General features: G+C 69.4%; 16 protein-coding genes. 6 read left to right on the forward strand and 10 right to left on the reverse strand.

Annotated elements, in window-relative coordinates; genetic code table 11:
- Window positions 1–15 precede the first annotated feature (15 nt).
- The 4 genes from VF106_RS46380 to VF106_RS46395 all read right to left on the reverse strand — a co-directional run bounded on the left by VF106_RS46380 (window position 16) and on the right by VF106_RS46395 (window position 7,042).
- Complete coding sequence (locus tag VF106_RS46380; protein ID WP_330846480.1) at window positions 16–3,501, reverse strand: S8 family peptidase; 3,486 nt, start codon at window positions 3,499–3,501, stop codon at window positions 16–18.
- A gap of 104 nt (window positions 3,502–3,605) precedes the next feature.
- The gene (locus VF106_RS46385; protein ID WP_330846481.1) at window positions 3,606–4,850 is read right to left on the reverse strand and encodes a hypothetical protein; all 1,245 of its coding nucleotides are present in this window, start codon (window positions 4,848–4,850) and stop codon (window positions 3,606–3,608) included.
- Between the two features lie 94 nt (window positions 4,851–4,944).
- Window positions 4,945–6,357: an alpha/beta hydrolase family protein gene (locus VF106_RS46390; protein WP_330846482.1), complete on the reverse strand. Its 1,413-nt coding sequence runs from the start codon at window positions 6,355–6,357 to the stop codon at window positions 4,945–4,947.
- Between the two features lie 115 nt (window positions 6,358–6,472).
- Window positions 6,473–7,042, reverse strand: coding sequence for an ArsR/SmtB family transcription factor (locus VF106_RS46395; RefSeq protein ID WP_330846483.1), 570 nt, complete (start codon window positions 7,040–7,042; stop codon window positions 6,473–6,475).
- 108 nt (window positions 7,043–7,150) lie between these two features.
- Here VF106_RS46395 and VF106_RS46400 point away from each other — a divergent pair, with 108 nt between their 5' ends.
- On the forward strand, window positions 7,151–7,357 hold the full coding sequence (locus tag VF106_RS46400) for a DUF3072 domain-containing protein (RefSeq protein WP_330846484.1): 207 nt from the start codon (window positions 7,151–7,153) through the stop codon (window positions 7,355–7,357).
- Here VF106_RS46400 and VF106_RS46405 read toward each other — a convergent pair.
- Both VF106_RS46405 and VF106_RS46410 read right to left on the reverse strand, forming a co-directional pair.
- Window positions 7,354–7,578: a hypothetical protein gene (locus tag VF106_RS46405; protein ID WP_330846485.1), complete on the reverse strand. Its 225-nt coding sequence runs from the start codon at window positions 7,576–7,578 to the stop codon at window positions 7,354–7,356. The genes VF106_RS46400 and VF106_RS46405 overlap by 4 nt on opposite strands.
- Before the next feature lie 112 nt (window positions 7,579–7,690).
- Window positions 7,691–9,232: a cellulose binding domain-containing protein gene (locus VF106_RS46410; protein ID WP_330846486.1), complete on the reverse strand. Its 1,542-nt coding sequence runs from the start codon at window positions 9,230–9,232 to the stop codon at window positions 7,691–7,693.
- 146 nt (window positions 9,233–9,378) lie between these two features.
- Here VF106_RS46410 and VF106_RS46415 point away from each other — a divergent pair, with 146 nt between their 5' ends.
- Both VF106_RS46415 and ddaH read left to right on the forward strand, forming a co-directional pair.
- Window positions 9,379–9,852, forward strand: coding sequence for a hypothetical protein (locus VF106_RS46415; RefSeq protein ID WP_330846487.1), 474 nt, complete (start codon window positions 9,379–9,381; stop codon window positions 9,850–9,852).
- A gap of 18 nt (window positions 9,853–9,870) precedes the next feature.
- Window positions 9,871–10,620 (forward strand): dimethylargininase, encoded by a 750-nt coding sequence (gene ddaH, locus VF106_RS46420; RefSeq protein WP_330846488.1) that lies wholly within the window; start codon window positions 9,871–9,873, stop codon window positions 10,618–10,620.
- Here the strand turns inward: ddaH and VF106_RS46425 are convergent.
- Together VF106_RS46425 and VF106_RS46430 are read right to left on the reverse strand one after the other, a co-directional pair.
- On the reverse strand, window positions 10,607–11,158 hold the full coding sequence (locus VF106_RS46425; protein ID WP_330846489.1) for a tetratricopeptide repeat protein: 552 nt from the start codon (window positions 11,156–11,158) through the stop codon (window positions 10,607–10,609). The genes ddaH and VF106_RS46425 overlap by 14 nt on opposite strands.
- Before the next feature lie 81 nt (window positions 11,159–11,239).
- A complete protein-coding gene (locus VF106_RS46430; protein WP_330846490.1) occupies window positions 11,240–12,370 on the reverse strand; it encodes a phosphotransferase in 1,131 nt (376 codons plus the stop codon).
- A gap of 45 nt (window positions 12,371–12,415) precedes the next feature.
- On the opposite strand from VF106_RS46430, the gene VF106_RS46435 reads away from it, so the two are divergent.
- The 3 genes from VF106_RS46435 to VF106_RS46445 are packed head-to-tail and all read left to right on the forward strand — an operon-like array spanning window position 12,416 to window position 15,424.
- Window positions 12,416–13,489, forward strand: coding sequence for a trans-sulfuration enzyme family protein (locus VF106_RS46435; RefSeq protein ID WP_414639229.1), 1,074 nt, complete (start codon window positions 12,416–12,418; stop codon window positions 13,487–13,489).
- Window positions 13,476–14,447: a GlxA family transcriptional regulator gene (locus VF106_RS46440; protein ID WP_330846492.1), complete on the forward strand. Its 972-nt coding sequence runs from the start codon at window positions 13,476–13,478 to the stop codon at window positions 14,445–14,447. Before VF106_RS46435 ends, VF106_RS46440 begins: the two co-directional genes overlap by 14 nt.
- 53 nt (window positions 14,448–14,500) lie before the next feature.
- Complete coding sequence (locus tag VF106_RS46445) at window positions 14,501–15,424, forward strand: alpha/beta fold hydrolase (protein ID WP_330846493.1); 924 nt, start codon at window positions 14,501–14,503, stop codon at window positions 15,422–15,424.
- Between the two features lie 10 nt (window positions 15,425–15,434).
- On the opposite strand, the gene VF106_RS46450 is transcribed toward VF106_RS46445, so the two are convergent.
- Together VF106_RS46450 and VF106_RS46455 are read right to left on the reverse strand one after the other, a co-directional pair.
- Entirely contained in the window at window positions 15,435–15,944 is a 510-nt protein-coding gene (locus VF106_RS46450; protein WP_330846494.1) for a hypothetical protein, read from the reverse strand.
- Window positions 15,941–16,126 (reverse strand): hypothetical protein, encoded by a 186-nt coding sequence (locus VF106_RS46455; RefSeq protein ID WP_330846495.1) that lies wholly within the window; start codon window positions 16,124–16,126, stop codon window positions 15,941–15,943. The genes VF106_RS46450 and VF106_RS46455 overlap by 4 nt, the downstream gene beginning before the upstream one ends.
- Window positions 16,127–16,286: the final 160 nt, after the last annotated feature.

Consider the following 16,286-nt stretch of genomic DNA (forward strand, 5'->3'; position numbering starts at 1 on the left):
CGCCCCCCACTGCTGTCAGCCCACCTGGTACGCGCGGATCACGGTCACGTCGGCCGTGTTCCCTTCCGTGTCGGTGGCCTTGGTGCGTAGCGAGACGAACCCGTCGGCCGGGTTGTCGAGCTGGGCCAGCCAGCGGTCGCCGTCACGGGTGACCGCCGCCTGTCGCCAGGTGGTGCCGTCGTCCGTGGAGTACTCCAGTGCCACGGTGTTGATCGTCGCCGGTCCGTCCTGCCTGGTGACCGTGACCGGCACGGACACCGGACCGGCCGGTGCTCGGTTGGTGATGTCCACCGGTGGTTCGGCGCGAACCGACAGCAACGGCAACGGGCTGTTGAACGGGCCCTGGATGAACCCGGACCGGAACGTCCACTCCGCACTGATCTTTGTGGACAGCGGCCACCATGCGGCGTCCCTCGTCACCTCGGTCACGAACCGGTAGTCGTGGGTGTTCTGGCCGACCCAGAACGTGCCCTTCCCGGCCAGGTGCTGTGTGCCGAGGAGTTTGCCGCTCTGGTAGAGCGAAGTGGTGCCCGAGCTGGTCTCTTCCAGCTCCGGCGCCATGGCGTGACCGTCGGCGTCGGTGAAGAACGGCACGGTCACGTCCACTATTTCCTGTCTGCGGTAAGCCCACGGGTGGTTCTCGCCGAGTGAGCTCGTCGTCGTGCCGGTGAATCCCGGGCTGAGCACCGCGCGGTTCCACGACACCCGTGTCTCGCTCCCCGCCGCCAGTGTCACCTGCTGCCTGCGGAAGTCTTGGGCGGTTCCGACGTTCAGGTTCCAGGTGCCCGGCGTGAAGTACTCGACACGTTCCTGGCTCGGTCGGACCGGGACGTGGAACCCCACCCCGATGCTCGAGTAAGCGGTGACGTAGGAGGCGCCGACGCGCGGTGGCGCGTCCGTGGTCTGTCCGTAGTAGCGGGTCCGTACGGCCGCGAGGTCCGCTGTGCGGACGGAGTGTGCGACTTCCGCGGGGATCTTGCCGTCGGCGGGGAAGGCCAGCTCGTAGCGTTCCTTCCCGCCTTCCCGTGAGGTCCAGGTGACCTCACCGCCGGCCTTGGCCACGTCCAGAAGCCGGCCGACATAGTCGGAAGGGACGTACAGCGCGGGAAAACCGTTGCGCTGGTGGCGTTTCCCCGACGACTGGACGCTGACCACCGCCGAGGCCGCCCCGGAGGCCGCCACGTTCGCGATTCGCTGGTCGATGTCCTCGTCCTCTTTGCTCACCTGGATGACGACCATCTTGCCGGTGGTGTCCACTCCGGACAGATCGTCCGGGGTGCCGCGTCCGCCGTCCACGACGTGTTCCCGGCGGGTGCCGGGCGACGGTTGGGTGTCCCACCAGCCTATGGGGATCTCGACGCGTGGCGCCGTTTCGGTGAACATCTCCATGTACGGCTCTTCCAGCCGGTAGGAGTTGGAGAAGTGGAAGGAAGGGGACGTCACGCCGGGTGTCGAGGCGGCGTACACCTGGGTGAACTGCGGATCGAACGGGAGGACCATGCCGACCCGGTCGGCCTCACCGGGGTTCTGCATGGACACGAGGACCTGTCCGATGCCGGCCCGCACCTCCGGCCGGTCCACCTGCGCGGACACCCGCCGTGCCTGCCGCGCGTCGAACCTGATCGTGGTGTTGCGTTTCAGGTCCACCACCGGATGGGCCAGCACGATCGCCTCGCCGTCGGCGCCCGCGAAGGACACCCACGCCGTGTACTTGCTCCTCGGCAGCCGATAAGTGGCGCCTGGCGCCGTGAACAACCGCTCGGTGGTCGCCTGGTCCACCAGGGCGAGCCCGTAGTCCGTCACCGGCTTGCCGTCCCGGTCGAGCACGGCGACACCGAGGTCGTAGGACTCGACCTCGTCCTGGACCGACACCGGCGTGCGGCTGGTCCGCCCGTCAGCCGCTGTCGCGGTGAGCACGCCACCGTACTGGCCGGGCTGTCCCGACCTCGGCTTCGTGGTGATCGTCACCGACCCCTGCCCACCGGGCGCGATGGTCACCGTGTTGGCGGACAGCGTGGCCAAACCGCCTGGCGCGCCGGGTAGGTCCAGCGTCAGGGACAGTGTGACCGGGCTCGTGCCGGTGTTCCGATAGGTCACGATGTCCTTGCGTGGCTTGGTGTTCGGCCACTTCAGGTTCGCGCTCACCGCCGCCGGGGACACCAGGACGGTCGACGACACGGCGTGCGCGAGATCCGCTCGGCCGCTGCCGACCTCATACGCCCCGGCTCCGATCGGGGCGGCGGTGGACACCAGCGCGGCCTTGATCTGGTCGCCGGTCCAGTCCGGGTGCTGCCCGGCGAGGATCGCCGCGGCTCCGGCGATGTGGGGCGACGCCATCGACGTGCCGGACATGCTGACGTGCGTGCCGCCTGCCTGTGCGGCGACGATGTCGCTGCCAGGTGCCGCGATCTCCGGCTTCATCGCGGCATCCTTCGGTCGCGGACCCCGGGTGGAGAATTCGGAGACCGCGCCGGCCTTGGTTGTGCTGGCGACCGTGAGCGCCGCGTCCGCGGCGGCCGGCATACTGATCTTGCCGCGCGTGCCTTCGTTCCCCGCCGCGACCACGAACAACGTCCCGTAGGCCGCGGAAAGTTCGTTCACCGCCTGAGAAACGGGATCGGTGCCGTCGCTCTCCATGTTCCCGCCGAGGCTCATGTTGACGACGTCGGCCTTCTGTTCGGCCGCCGCCCACCGCATGCCCGCGATGATGTCGTCCCACTGGCCGTAGCCGTCGTCGTCGAGGACCTTGCCGATCGCGAGCTTCGCGCCGGGTGCGACCCCGCGATACCTGGTGTCGCCGCTGGCGATGGTGGAGGCCACGTGTGTGCCGTGGCCGGCCCGGTCGTCGGTGTCGGGGCTGGCGGAGAAGTTCTTGCTGGTGGCCACTTTTCCGGCCAGATCGGGGTGATCGGCGTCCACCCCACTGTCCAGCACGGCGACCGTCACACCTTCGCCGGTGAAACCGGCCTCCCAGGCGGCGGGCGCGCCGATCTGCGGCACGCTGACATCCAGTGACGCGGAAAGCTTGGCGTTGAGCCAGACTTTGCCGCCGCTCGCGGTCAGCTCCCGCCAGTCCTTGCCTTTCTTCGGCGCCTGCACCGAGGCCAGACCGAGCATGTCGAACGTCCGCTCGGCTCGGAGCCCGGCCCTTTGCTGGACGAGCAGGGGCGTCGAGTCGGTGTGTGCGTCGTCGTACCGCTGCCTCAGCAAACCGGTGACGTTGAACAGCTCCCGGTCGAGCTGACCGCTCGCGACCAGCGGTTCGGCGTCGCCCGGGATCACGTACTCGTCGCCGTCGAGGGTCATCCTCGTGAAGGGGACCGGACGCTCCCGCGGCGCCGGGGTGATGCCGATGTCCTCGGTGACGACATCTCCGGTGATCAGCGTGACCTGTCTACCCGCCGGCGCGGCTTCCGTCGGCGGGGCTGCCGTTGCTGGCGCGGCCGAGACGACAAGGCTGGCCAGAACCGTCAGTACGCAGGCTGATGCCCGTATTCGCACGTGGCGTCCTTTCGTAGGTGTCTCCATCCACCTATTGGCGGGACGCCGGTTCATGGTTCACGGGCCGTCCTCGATCGAAGCTCATCGAGGACGGCCCGTGTCACTCAGGGGCGATACGTGCTGTAGATGATGCGCTTGCCCTTGTGCTCGGTCACCGTCCAGAGCTCCTGGGTGGCAGGCCAGTACGACAGGTCCTCGACGCCGATCGCGACATTGAACTCGTCGCTGTCGTTGGTCAGTACACCCGTGCTCCCGCCGCCGGAGGGAACCGCGACCTGGAGGTGCCCTGGACCGGTGTCCCCGCCGCCGGTGCTGTGCATGTACCAGCGATTATTGGTCGAGACCAGTCCCTGCACCTTTGGCTTGGGCAGCCGGTAGGCGCTGGTCGCCTTCCAGGTCCCGTCCGTGCCCGGCAGCCCGGTCTCGTCGTTCATCGGCCAGCGCGCCACTCGGCCGTTGAGGTTCGGGTCGTTCTGGTCGGCGCAGTACTCGCCGGTGACCAGCGTGTTCGGCGTCGTGCTGCGATCCAGCCCCACGTAGGAGAACTTCTGCGGCCCAGCGGCGTTGCACTTGTGGTCGGGTGGGAAATCGGCCAGGCCGTCCGGGTTCGAGTAGCCGTAGATCTGCGGCATGACATAGCGGTAGCCGTAGCTGTAGTACTTGTTGTTCTGCCTGCCGATCTTGCCGGAGTCCTCGACGTCACCGTTGGAGGCGGACTTGATGTCGAAGATGTAGCGCATGTCGAACACCCGGATGCCGCGCACGGTGTCGACCACGTACAGGAAGTTGCCGTACCAGACGATTCCGCCGGCATGGACGCTGCCGCCAGTCCCCTTCTGCGGCGTGGTGACCGGCTCGTAGGACGGGTTGTCGTTGACGTTCATGTACGGGTAGACCAGCAGGACGTGCTGGTAGTTACCGGTGGCGACGTCCAGGAACGACACCCGCACACCCTTGACCGGATCGGTCTGTTTGTCGTACCAACTGACCAGGATGGCCTGCTTCTCACCCCACCACTGGTCCGCCTGCGCGTCGGCGACCGTGGTGACGCCCTGCGGGAACCACTCCTCGGTGTCCCGGTCCCCGTCGGTGAAACAGAACTTCCGCAGCACCGGCAGGGTCATGGTGCTCAACGCCGACGAGGTGCAGGCGGCGCCCTTCGGGGCGTCGTCCCGGTTCGCCTGCAGAAGGATGTTCTGCACGCCCAGTTTGGGCAGCTGCTCGTCCAGCCGGCTGACGACCGCGGGAAGCAAGGTGTTGGTCGGCACCAGCTGGAAGTCCGAGAGCGACGGGGGTGTTGCCGGCGCCGCCACGGCTGGCTGAGCAGCCGTGACCAGGGACGCCACCACGGCGGCGGATAGTGTCAATGCGGAAAACACACGCCGTTTCCCCATGTACGAACCTCCTTCACGTCATGTCCGGGATCTTCCGGACCGGAAAGCACTACGGCAGGAGCAGACCCCAGTTCAGGGCCCACGGCACGAACACCGCGCCCCCGGCGAGGAGCAGCCCGAGACGTGTCCGGTGGACTGTGGACAGTTCGGTCCTTGCTCGCCAGGACACCACGATCGTGGTCACGGTGGCGGCAACTACGCCGAGTGCCAGGAGCTGCAGCACGAGCCACGGCACCGGTCGGCCCAGCACCACCACGCCAATGCTTTTCGCTCCTGTGGACGCCAGATAGCCTAGGTAACCGAACAGTCCCAGCACGCTCAACAGTCCTGTTGTTGCCAGCCAGCGTGCCGGTCGCCGGGCCGGTGGCGCGTCGCGATGCCCGCGCAGTCGCCGGACCACCGCGCTCACGCCGTAACCCGCGAACGCCAGCAGGAGCACGGCGACCGCGGCCACCTGCACCCAGGGCGACCCGGCCTCGACCGGCTCACTGTGACGGTCCTGTTGCGACGGTTGGCCGATGCTGGCGGCCGGCGGTCCCGCTGCGAGGCCGGAGACCCAGGAACCCACCTGCTCCAGATAGTCCGGCGAGATCTCGTCTCGCCGGACAAAACCGTCCGGTGACACGCGCATCGTGTGATCGGCGCCCGGGATGGCCCGCAACGTGTAGTGGTCGTTGCCGCCTCGGTCGAACGACTCCTGGAAGACGCGCATGCTCTCGGCTCCCGGGATCACCCGGTCGAGCTCTCCCCACAGCCCGAGAACCGGCTGGTTGACCCGTGTCAGCACCGGCACCGGGTCGTACCCGGACTCGGGAAACATGCCAGCGCCGACAAGCAGGCCCAGCGTGGTGCGCGAGACGGTGTCCCGCAGGGAGCCGGACACCCCGGCGGCGGCGAGACGGTTGACGAGGTTCCACGACTGTTGCCGTTCTGGCGAAACCCCGGGCCCGCCGACGATCACCACGAAGGCCACGTCGGCGGACCGCGACGCCGCCAGCGGCGCGACCCAGCCGCCCTCGCTGACACCCCAGAGCCCGGTCATGGCGGGGTCGACGTCCGGGCGGGAGCCCAGTGCCCGGAGCCCGGCGAGCGCGTCGTCCGCCAGCAAGGAGAAGTCGAGGTCGAGTTTGGACGGCGGGCGCCGCTTGTCGTAGATCAGCGTCACGATGCCGGAACGCGCGAAGGCTTCCGCCTCCTCGCGGTAGCCCTCCCGCGTGACGCGGCCGGAACCGTGCACCATCACCATGCCCGGCCGGCGTGTGCTCGAGGCGGTCGCCGGCGCGATGACCGTGCCGTGCAGGGCCAGCTCGCCGCTGGTGAACGTGATGTCCTCTTCGATCAGTCCGGCCGGTGCGGCCGACGCGGAAGACAAGGGCAGCAACACCATCAGGCACGGTGTCGCGAGGAACGCCAACAGCATGCTCAGGGCACGCCGGAACGGCGAGTTGCGTTCGGGGAGCACAGATGCTCTCCTCTCCACGGAGGTTGTGTGTACGAGGACACGCCGAATCCGGCGTGGTACTACGGCTTCCGCCCTTCCGGGGCCGTCGAGTGGCAGCTCGGCGGCCCCGGACCAATCAGGGTTGGTCGCCGCGATCGGGCACCGGGAAGGCGAAGAAGCGGGCGGCGATGAGCCGGGCGTCCGCGGGTGTTTCCGCCTCCGGTCGTTGGTAGCGCTTGAGCAGCGCCATGTACTCGTCGAAGAACTCGTGCAGCTCGGGCAGGGTCAGGCGCAGCGACCCTCGGGAGTACGGCAGCACGTCCGCCCACTCGCCCAACTCCGCCCGGTTGGCCAGGAAGCTGGCGAACAGTTCCTGGTCGGCGGCCAGCTTGAGCTGGTTCAGCTGGTCGACGAGGGCGCGGATCTCCGGATCCTGTGCCTGCCGAGGAAAGCGCAGGTCCTTTGCGGGCGAGCGCCACCACCGCTCCCGGCCGTGGGCCCGCTCCGGCACCTCCTCGATGAAGCCGTGCCTGGCCAGCATCCGGAGGTGATAACTGGTGGCCCCGCTGCTTTCCCCCAGCGCTTTGCCCAGGATGCTGGCCGTCGCGGGCCCGTGCTGCCCCAGATGCCGCAGGATCCGCTGGCGCAACGGATGCGCGAGCGTCCGCAGCTCGTCGACATCGGAGATCTCACGAGGAGTCGTCACGGTGCAAAGGTATCCTTGCAAAGGATCCTTTGCAACCGTTCGGTTCGTGGGGTGTAGACAGCGGAAGGGCTGGGTAAGTCGAACGAGAGTTCGAGGAGAGGAGGAGTCGTGGTCACTCCGGTACCGGACAAGGACCCAGATGAGTGGGTGACGGGAGAGGAGCCGATGACCGGACCGCAGGAGTCCTACCTGCACACGCTGGCTCGGGAGGCCGGCGTCGAGGTCCCGGGCGGGCTCACGAAGGCCCAGGCGTCCGAGCTGATCGACGAACTGCAGGTACGTACCGGCCGCGGTGTCGCCGGCGGTAGCGGCTAGTCGCGGGGCCGCTTCGCCATCGACGCCTGCACGAGGACCAGCGCGGGCCCGATCAGACCCATGATCAAACTGCTGCTCAGGGCGTCCGGATGCCACTGCCAGTCGTGCATCGCCAACCGGACCAGGAGGTTGAGCGGCACCACGGCCGCGTACAGGACCAGCATCAGGACCGTGATGCGTTTCCACCGCGCCTGCCGCCGCATCCACGATAGCGGTGTCATGTCGCCCCCGGCGGCTGATCAGGTTCCACCCGTGGGATATCCCGAAACAGCCGTACCAACCCAGCGAAAGGGCAGCGGGGGACCGGATCGCGGCCCCCCGCTGCCTCCCCTTCTAGAACCCCGCGGTGATGCGCGTGAAGTCCCAGTTGTTCTGGGCTATTCCACTGCAGTTGCTCACCACGCCGCCTCCCGGACAAGGGCGGTCTCGGTTGACGGACCAGAACGCGAGCCGGGCGAGCCCGCGTGCCTTGGCCCAGTCACGGATCTGTGTCCACGTGGCCACCGACGTCATCTCCTGCTGGTCGGAGAGACCGTTCATGCCCGAGATGCCCATGTGCTGGTACGCCTGGGCATCCGTCCACCCGAACACCGACTTCAGCTTGTTCTTCAAGCCCTCCGACGCGTTGACGGTGTCGTTGTAGATGTTCGAGCTGCCGAAGTCGAACGGCATGATCGTGAACACGTCGATGTTCGCCTGCAGCGCCCCGGCCCGTTCGATCAGGCGGTTGCCGAAGAAGTTCGGGCCGCTGGTCGTGGTGCCGAACGTGACGATCGTCTGGATGCCGGGGTTGTTCTGCTTGACGATCTTCAACGCGTTCAGGATCCGGTCCTGCACGGTCTCGTTCTCGAACTCGTCCGAGTTCTCGATGTCGATGTCGATCGCCTTGAGGCCGTAGGCGTTGATCACCTGCTGGTACGCGCCGGCCAGCGCCTGCGGCGTCGAGCAGTTCGGGCCCAGCTTGTTGCCGCTCCACCCGCCGAACGACGGCACGATGTCACCGCCGGCCGCGCGGATCGAGTTGATCGTCTGCTGGTCCACGCCACCGGTCAGCGGCCGGGTCGAGTCCCACGCCGGCGTGCAGCCGCCACCGGACAGCACGAACGCCATCGTGAACCACCGGACACCGGTCGCCGACATCACCGAGCTCACGGCCGGCGGGTCGCCCCAACCCATGTACAGGTACGGCGCGCCCCGGCCGCCGGCCGTCGGGCAGCCCGTGGTCGTGCCGGTGACCGAAGCACTGCGGCCCGACTCGCCGGCGCTGTTGTACGCCACGACCGCGTAGGTGTGGGTCGTGCACGCGGCGAGCCCGCTGATCGTCGTGGACGTGCCGGTCACCGTGGCCCGGACACTCGTGCCCTCGTACACCCGGTACCCGGTGACGGTGCCGGACGAGCCACCCCACGACAGCGAGATCGAGGAGCCGGTCGTGCCGGTGACCGACGGGGTGCCCGGCGTGCTCGGTGCGCCGGGGTTGCCACCGCCGCCGTCGCACGGGTCGCCGTTGAAGCGGCAGTTCTGGATTCCGGAGAAGTTGCCAGGACTCCCGTTGAACCCGAAGGTCGTGCTCGTGCCGGCCGCGAGCGTCGGCGCCCAGGTCGGGTTGCTGAACACGTGGTGCTGGCCGCTGCCGGTGTGCCGCGCGTCCCAGAACGTCGGGATCGAGAAGCCGCCGGGCAGGTCGAACTCGATGGTCCAGCCGTTCAGCGCCGAGCCGGACGAGTTGGTGACGGTGAACTTGCCCTCGAAGCCCGAGCCCCAGTCGGACACCTTGGTGAACGTGGCGGTCAACCCGGGCGCGGCACTCGCGGGTGCTGTGACCAGGCCTAATAACAGGCCGGCCGCCGCCAGCCCGGTGAGCCATCTACGCATCGTTGGAACTCCTTCGCGCAGGGAACGAAGAGCACCGTGGATCTCCCGACCTCAGTTTGGTCTAGACCAGAACGTACGGCAAGGTCTAAACCAATACAGGGAAATGTGCTGGCGCGGACGCCGGCCCGTGCCGCAGGATCAGCCCCATGGAGGTGGCCGTTCAGTGCGTGCGCACGTGGTGGACCAAACGGTCCCGCGGCGGCCAGGAGGCCGCGCGCCGGAACGCGGCCCCGATCGCGTTCCCGCTCCCGAACAGGCCGCTCCCGTTTCTGCACGAGGCCGTCATGCACGAACACGACGGTTTCCAGCCACGACTCGCGACTCGCGACCTGCCCGCCTCCAGCCTCGACTCCGGGGTGCTCCTCAAGGAGGTCGACGAACTGCTACGAGTCCACCTCGTGGTGACGCCATACGGCTCGCCGCGCCGGAACCGGCGCCCGTCGGCTCGCCGGTTGGCGCCAGGAGAGTGGCTGCGCTGGCAGGTCAACTTCCGGTTCTCCGGGTACCACGAGTGGTCCTACCGCCTGGACACCTACAACGCCGGGTACGGGCCAGCGCAGGCCGACCTCTTTCTCGGCACCCCGACCCACCACGTCGACGAACTCGCCATCCTGTTCTGACGTGCGAGACTGGGCGGCGTGATCGCGTTGGTTCGGCGGCCGGGGCCGCGGCTTGCTCAAGGGCTCCTCACGCATGTCGAGCGGCAGGAGGTCGACCTCGGGCTCGCGCTGCGGCAGTGGCAGGCCTATGTGGACGCACTCACCGGCGCCGGGTGGCGGGTGGTCGAGGTCGCGCCGGCCGATGACTGTCCGGATGCCGTGTTCGTCGAGGATCCCGTCGTCGTGTACGGCGGGACCGCCGTTATCGCGCGGTCCGGGGCGCCGGAGCGGCGGGCCGAGACCGGCGGGGTCGAGAAGGCCCTCGACAACTTCGACATCCGGCGGATCGAGGAGCCCGGCACGCTCGACGGCGGTGACGTGCTCAAGATCGGGGACACGATCTACGTCGGGCGCAGCACCCGCACCAACGACGAGGGCATCCGACAGCTGGCCGCGCACCTGCCCGGCGCCACGGTGGTCCCGGTGCCGGTGACCAAGGTGCTGCACCTCAAGACCGCGGTCACCGCCCTGCCGGACGGCACCGTCATCGGCTACCCGCCGCTCGTGGACGACCCGTCCGCCTTCCCCCGGTTTCTCGCCGTGCCCGAGGAGAGCGGCGCGCACGTCGTGCTGCTCGACGACCACACGGTGCTGATGGCCGCCAGCGCGCCGGAGACGGCCGCGCTTCTCGGGAGCCGTGGCCTGCACGCGGTCCGGGTCGACATCAGCGAGTTCGAGAAGCTCGAGGGGTGCGTGACCTGCCTGTCCGTCCGGCTCAGGACCGCTTGATCCGTTCCCGTGTCTGCCGGGCCTGGACGATCAGGTAGTCCATCGGCGAACGCGTGCGTTCGAGGTCGGAAATCAGCTTGTTGACCTGACGCTGTGCCTGGGACTTCTTGCCGAGCGCCTCGAGGTCGGTTATCAGATTGTGCCGAGCGACGAACACGCTCTCGTCGTCTTTGCCGAAGGCGCGCTCCAACTCGGGTATGAGGTGCTCGAAAATGCGGACCGCCGACGTGTAATCGCCCACGTTGGCTAGGCTGGCCGCCAGGTTCCCACTGGATTCCAGTGAAAGCCGGTTAAGTCCTCGTCGTTCGAAGATCGAGGCCAGCTCGCGGAATAGCCCGGCGGCCTCGTGCCATTGCCGCGTGTGCATCAGGCAGATGCCGAGCTCGAAACGCGCGACGAGTGTCTCGTAGTCGAACGGGCCGACGGCATGGTGGAGTTCGACGATCAACTGCCGGAAGGCGTCGGCCGCCCACACGAAGTCGTGCGCCGCCATGGCGCCTTCGGCCTGACTCCGTAGATAGCCGAGCCGACTGTCCACACCGAACCCCCCGACCGTGCCTGTGCCTGCTCGCCCGAGGGTACCCGAGCCGGCCCGATCGCGATATTCGAAGAAAGGCGATCAAATGCCCAGCGCGGCCCGCACCGACGACGCCGGGTCGCCCCGATGGTAGATCTGTTCGGATTCCTCGATGCCGTCCAGGAATTCCTGGTACCGGACCGCGTAGTACAGGTGCGCCAGCGGTTCGGCCACCGCAAGCGCTCGTGCCGGGTCGCTTTCCGGACGGGCCTGTCGCCACGCCTCGATCCACGCGGCCCGTGCCGCGGCTTTCTTCGCTGGCGTGGCGAGGAAATCCATCACCCGCAACCCGTCGATCACCGGGTTGCCGAAGTGCGCGTCGGCGAAGTCCAGGATCACCGGCGGCTCGCCGCGCCAGTTTCCGGAATGGAAGTCGCCGTGCACGATCGTGTTCGGCAGGCCGCAGTCCGCCAGCTCCGCCCATCTCGGCAGCAACGCGTGCGCGGCGGCCACCTCCTCGGCGGTCAGGCCCAGGTCGCGGGTGAGGAGCGCGCGGACCTCGTCGCCCATGTCGTCCCGTGCCGTCAGCCACGACGGCCGGGTGTCCAGCGCCGACTGGGCCCGCACGAACCGGTGGATCCCGTTCGCCAGCACCGCTTCCGGTGCGTCCCAGCCGTCCTCGCCCGGCAGGTCGGCCAACAGCATCCGGCCGGGCGCGGCGGCGAGGACGGTCGGCACCAGCGTCGGGTCCACGGCGGCGAACGCGGCGATCACCCGTGCCTCGTCGGCCGCGAACCCCGGGGTCGCCTTCAGCCACACCGGTCCGTCCGCGGTCGGGAGGCGGAACAGGCCCGCCAGGTTCCAGGTCTTGCGCTGCTCGACCGGGCCGGTGACACGCACATTGTCGCGGGCCCAGTCGAAAAGCTCGCGCAGCCCGGCCGCGGACGCCCACGGGGAGCGCAGCGGCTCGTCGTAGGTGACCAGCGTCGCGGCGGGCAGTACCGCGGCCGTGCCCGGCGCCTCGACGTGGTAGGTGACGTGCCCGTCCCGCGCGCCGTCACCGCCGTCCACCCGCAGCAGCCGCAACACGTACGCCGGCACCCCGAGCGACTCCCGCAGCCGGTCGACGACCGGCTCGACCTCGGCCCACCACGGCACGGCCACGGCGAACGGTCCGAGAGACCCCACACATCGGTCGCCGTCCGTGACGATGGCGCTGACTGTTCTCTCCACGTCAGGAAGTGTGCGGATCGCCGACTGGCGGCGCGAGTGAGTTAGATGGACCCCGTGAGGGACGAGACAGTCTGCGTCAGCGCGGGTCGCACCGAGGGCCCTGGCGAGCCGCTGAACGTGCCGCCCGTGTTCGCCACGAGCTTCCGGATCGGCGGCGAGTACGACTACGCACGCAACGAGGGCACCCCGACCTGGGCCGCGCTCGAGTCCGCCATCGGACAGCTCGAAGGCGGGACGGCCACCGCGTACGCCTCGGGCATGGGCGCCGCCGCGGCCATCGTCGACCTGCTGTCGCCGGCCTCGCGGGTCATCGTGCCCGCCGACTCCTACACGGCCGTCCGTCACCTGGTCGCCGCACGCGGGCACACGGTCGATCTCCAGGACTGCACCGACACAGACGCCACCCTCGCCGCCGTCGAGGGCGCCGGGATGCTGTGGCTGGAGTCGCCGAGCAACCCGCTGATGGAGGTCGCCGACCTGCCGGCGCTGTGTGCTGGCGCGCGAGCGGCGGGTGTGCCGGTGGTCGTGGACAACACGTTCGCGACGCCGCTGCTCCAGCAGCCGCTCGCACTGGGCGCGGACGTGGTCATGCACAGCGGTTCCAAGTACATCGGCGGGCACGCCGACCTGCTGATCGGGCTGGCGGTGACCGCCGAGGACGACCTGGCCGCACGGCTGCGGCAGCACCGCGTCCTGGCCGGTGCCACCCCCGGCACCATGGAGGCCTTCCTCGCGGTGCGGGGCCTGCGCACTCTCGCGCTGCGGGTCCGGCAGGCCCAGGAGTCGGCGGGGGAGCTGGCCGTCCGGCTCGAACGGCACCCGCGCGTGACCCGCGTCCGCTACCCGGGACTGCCGAGCGACCCCGGCCACGAGCGGGCAAAGGCCCAGATGCGTGGCTTCGGCGCCATGCTGTCGTTCGAGACCGCGGGCGACGCCGACGCCGTGTGCGCGGCACTGCGCGTGATCAACGCGGCCACCAGCCTGGGCGGTGTGGAGTCCACGATCGAGCGCCGAGCCCGGCTCGCCGGACAGGAACACGTGCCGCCGTCGCTGCTGCGGCTGTCCGTCGGCTGCGAGCACGTCGAGGACCTGTGGGCGGATCTCGATGCCGCACTCTGACTCGACCCGCCTGACCGTTGTCCTGTTCCGTGGCGCATCCCTGGGGATCATGTCGTTCGCGTTCGGCGTTTTCGACCTTGCCGTGCACTACGGCGCGATGCCGGAGCTGGACGTCCGAGTGGTCGCCGGCGAGCCGGACGCCGCGCTGGCCGGCGGCGGGCTCACCTGCCCGCTGCCGTACGACCTGGCCGCCGTCGAGGACGCCGACCTCGTGATCGTGCCGAACTGGTCGCGTGCCGGCGAAACCCCGCCCGCGCCACTGCTGGAGTCGTTGCGTGTCGCGCACGCGCGGGGCGCCCGCATCGCCGGGCTGTGCAGTGGGGCGTTCGTGCTGGCCGCCGCCGGGCTGCTGGACGACCGGCCGGCGACCACGCACTGGGCCATGGCCGACCTGCTCGCGCAGCGGTACCCGAAGGTGCAGGTCCAGCAGTCCGTGCTGTTCATCGACGACGGCGACGTGCTGACCGCAGGCGGTGGGGCGGCCGGCATGGACCTGGGGCTGCACCTGATCCGCGTGCTGCGAGGCGCCGCCGTGGCCAACACGTTGGCACGCAGCATGGTCGTGCCACCGCACCGGCCCGGTGGGCAGGCGCAGTACATCGAGTCGCCGGTCCCGGAGCCCGACCTGGCCGACCCTGTCGGCGAGACCATGAGCTGGGCGCTCGGCCGGCTCGACCAGGCGCTCCCGGTGGACACGCTCGCGCGGCGGGCGAACATGAGCCGCCGCAACTTCGACCGGCGGTTCCGCGAGATCACCGGCGCCACACCGGCGAACTGGCTCACCCACCAGCGCGTCATCCGCGCACAGCAGCTGCTGGAGTCCACGGAGCTGCCGGTCGACGCGGTGGCCCGGCAGTGCGGGTTCTCGTCGGCTTCCGCGCTGCGCCCGCACTTCCGCGGGGCCGTGGGGGTGGCGCCCGCGACGTACCGGGAGACGTTCGGCGTGAAACCGACCTAGTTTGGCCTGATCGCCTATCCCGGTCCGGTGTCCGGCAGCCGCAGGATTCCCGCATGAGACTTGATCGCAGGGGATTGCTCGGGTTGGGCGTGTCGACGGCGGCTTTGGCGGCGACCGGCGGGGTCACGGAAGCCGCGGCAGCCACGCCACGTGCCGTGCTGCCGGGATTTCGCGAGGGGCACGCCGCCGGGCTGCACTACGTCACGGGTGGCACCGGCGCACCGCTGGTGCTGATCCCGGGCTGGCCGCAGACGTGGTGGGAGTTCCACAAGATCATGCCGGCGCTCGCGCGGCGGTACCGGGTGATCGCCGTCGACCTGCCCGGCATCGGTGGGTCGCGCCCGGCTGCCGGGGACAAGAAGTCGATCGCCCGCGCCGTGCACGGGCTCGTGCAGGCACTCGGCCTCGGCCCGGTCCACGTGGCGGGCCACGACATCGGCGCGATGGTGGCGTTCAGCTTCGCCGCCAACCACCCGGCCGCGACCCGCACCGTCACGATCATGGACGTCGCGCATCCTGACGAGCACCTGTACGAGGTGCCACTGCTGGCGCCGCCGGGTCAGCCGCACCCGTGGTGGTTCGCGTTCAACCAGCTGCGCGGGCTGCCGGAGCAGTTGCTGGCCGGCCGTTCCCGGTATCTCGTCGACCACCTGTGTGAGCTGCTGCTGGTGGACCAGTCGGCGATCGGCAACCGCGACCGCGCGCTCTACGCGGCGGCGTACGCGACCCTGGACACCATCCGCGTCGGCAACTCCTGGTACCAGTCGCTCCACCAGGACATCGAGGACCAGAAGGCGTACGGGACGATCACCGTGCCCATGCTGGGCATCGCCTCCCTGGCCAGCCCTTACCTGGAGTACCAGCTCAAGGGGCGGGGCACCGACGTGCGGATCGTCGACGTGCCGACGTCCGGCCACTTCCTCCCCGAGGAGCAGCCGGACGTCGTGGTCGAGGCCATCACCGCGCTGATCGGCTAGTTCGCACGCGTCATGACGCCGCGACCACCCTGTTCTCGGCCGGGGACGGGTGATCGGGTCGGAAGATCCAGCCCGTGGTCACCGTTTCCTTCACGGCGATCCACACCGGACGGAAGGTGGCCGGGTCGATGGCGCAGCTCTGCCGGACCACCTCGTCGAAGAACCATTCCGACGTGACCACGACGAGCACGCCGGGCGACCGCCGCAGCGCGATCTTCACCGGCTGCGCCTCATGGGTCTTGTTGTGCTGCCGCAACGCATCCGCGAGCGCGTACGGCAGCGTCTCGATCAGGAGACCCTTGGGCACCTGGGCCGGCACGAGGACGAAGGCCCCGTCGCCGCAGTCCTCCACCCGGCAGTCGGCCCACGGCAGACCGGTGTCGTCGAACGCTCTGCGCAGCGACCGTTCCAGGCCCTCGCGGACGGCCAGCCGGTGCGGCGTCGTCCGCCACTCCTGCCCGTACCCCTCGACGTCCACGACCAGGACGCTCCGGTGCACCGCCAACCGTGGTCGCCTCATCTGCTCTCCCGGTACGCGCACACATGTGCCCGCCGCAACGCCAACCGCAGTGCGGGAGCCCGCACCAGCAGTCGCGGGGAGTGCGCGGCGGGAGCCGTGTTGCGCGAGTCCCGCTCGACTGCCCGGCCGAAGTTGACGGTGTCCTTGTGGGCACGGGTGCGGAAATGGTCGGCGGTGTTCATGAGGCACCGTCCGCCAGGTGTGCTCGGAGGCGGGAAGGCCCCCGCGCGGAGGTCTCCGCACGAGGCAGCGCGGCCTGGACGATCCCGAGGGCGGCCGGGTTGATGCGGTAGTACCGGCGGCGGGGGCCTGCCCTCCTCGCGGGCGTCGACCTCCTCCCAC

The sequence above is a fragment of the Actinophytocola sp. genome (assembly GCF_036378875.1).
Taxonomy (GTDB): Bacteria; Actinomycetota; Actinomycetes; order Mycobacteriales; family Pseudonocardiaceae; genus Actinophytocola.

Coding starts and splice junctions, on each gene's coding strand:
- VF106_RS46415 (WP_330846487.1), top strand. CDS start 9,379: ATGGAGGTGGCCGTTCAGTGCGTGCGCACGTGGTGGACCAAACGGTCC.
- VF106_RS46450 (WP_330846494.1), bottom strand. CDS start 15,944: ATGAGGCGACCACGGTTGGCGGTGCACCGGAGCGTCCTGGTCGTGGAC.
- VF106_RS46405 (WP_330846485.1), bottom strand. CDS start 7,578: ATGACACCGCTATCGTGGATGCGGCGGCAGGCGCGGTGGAAACGCATC.
- VF106_RS46445 (WP_330846493.1), top strand. CDS start 14,501: ATGAGACTTGATCGCAGGGGATTGCTCGGGTTGGGCGTGTCGACGGCG.
- VF106_RS46455 (WP_330846495.1), bottom strand. CDS start 16,126: ATGAACACCGCCGACCATTTCCGCACCCGTGCCCACAAGGACACCGTC.
- VF106_RS46440 (WP_330846492.1), top strand. CDS start 13,476: ATGCCGCACTCTGACTCGACCCGCCTGACCGTTGTCCTGTTCCGTGGC.
- VF106_RS46435 (WP_414639229.1), top strand. CDS start 12,416: ATGGACCCCGTGAGGGACGAGACAGTCTGCGTCAGCGCGGGTCGCACC.
- VF106_RS46410 (WP_330846486.1), bottom strand. CDS start 9,232: ATGCGTAGATGGCTCACCGGGCTGGCGGCGGCCGGCCTGTTATTAGGC.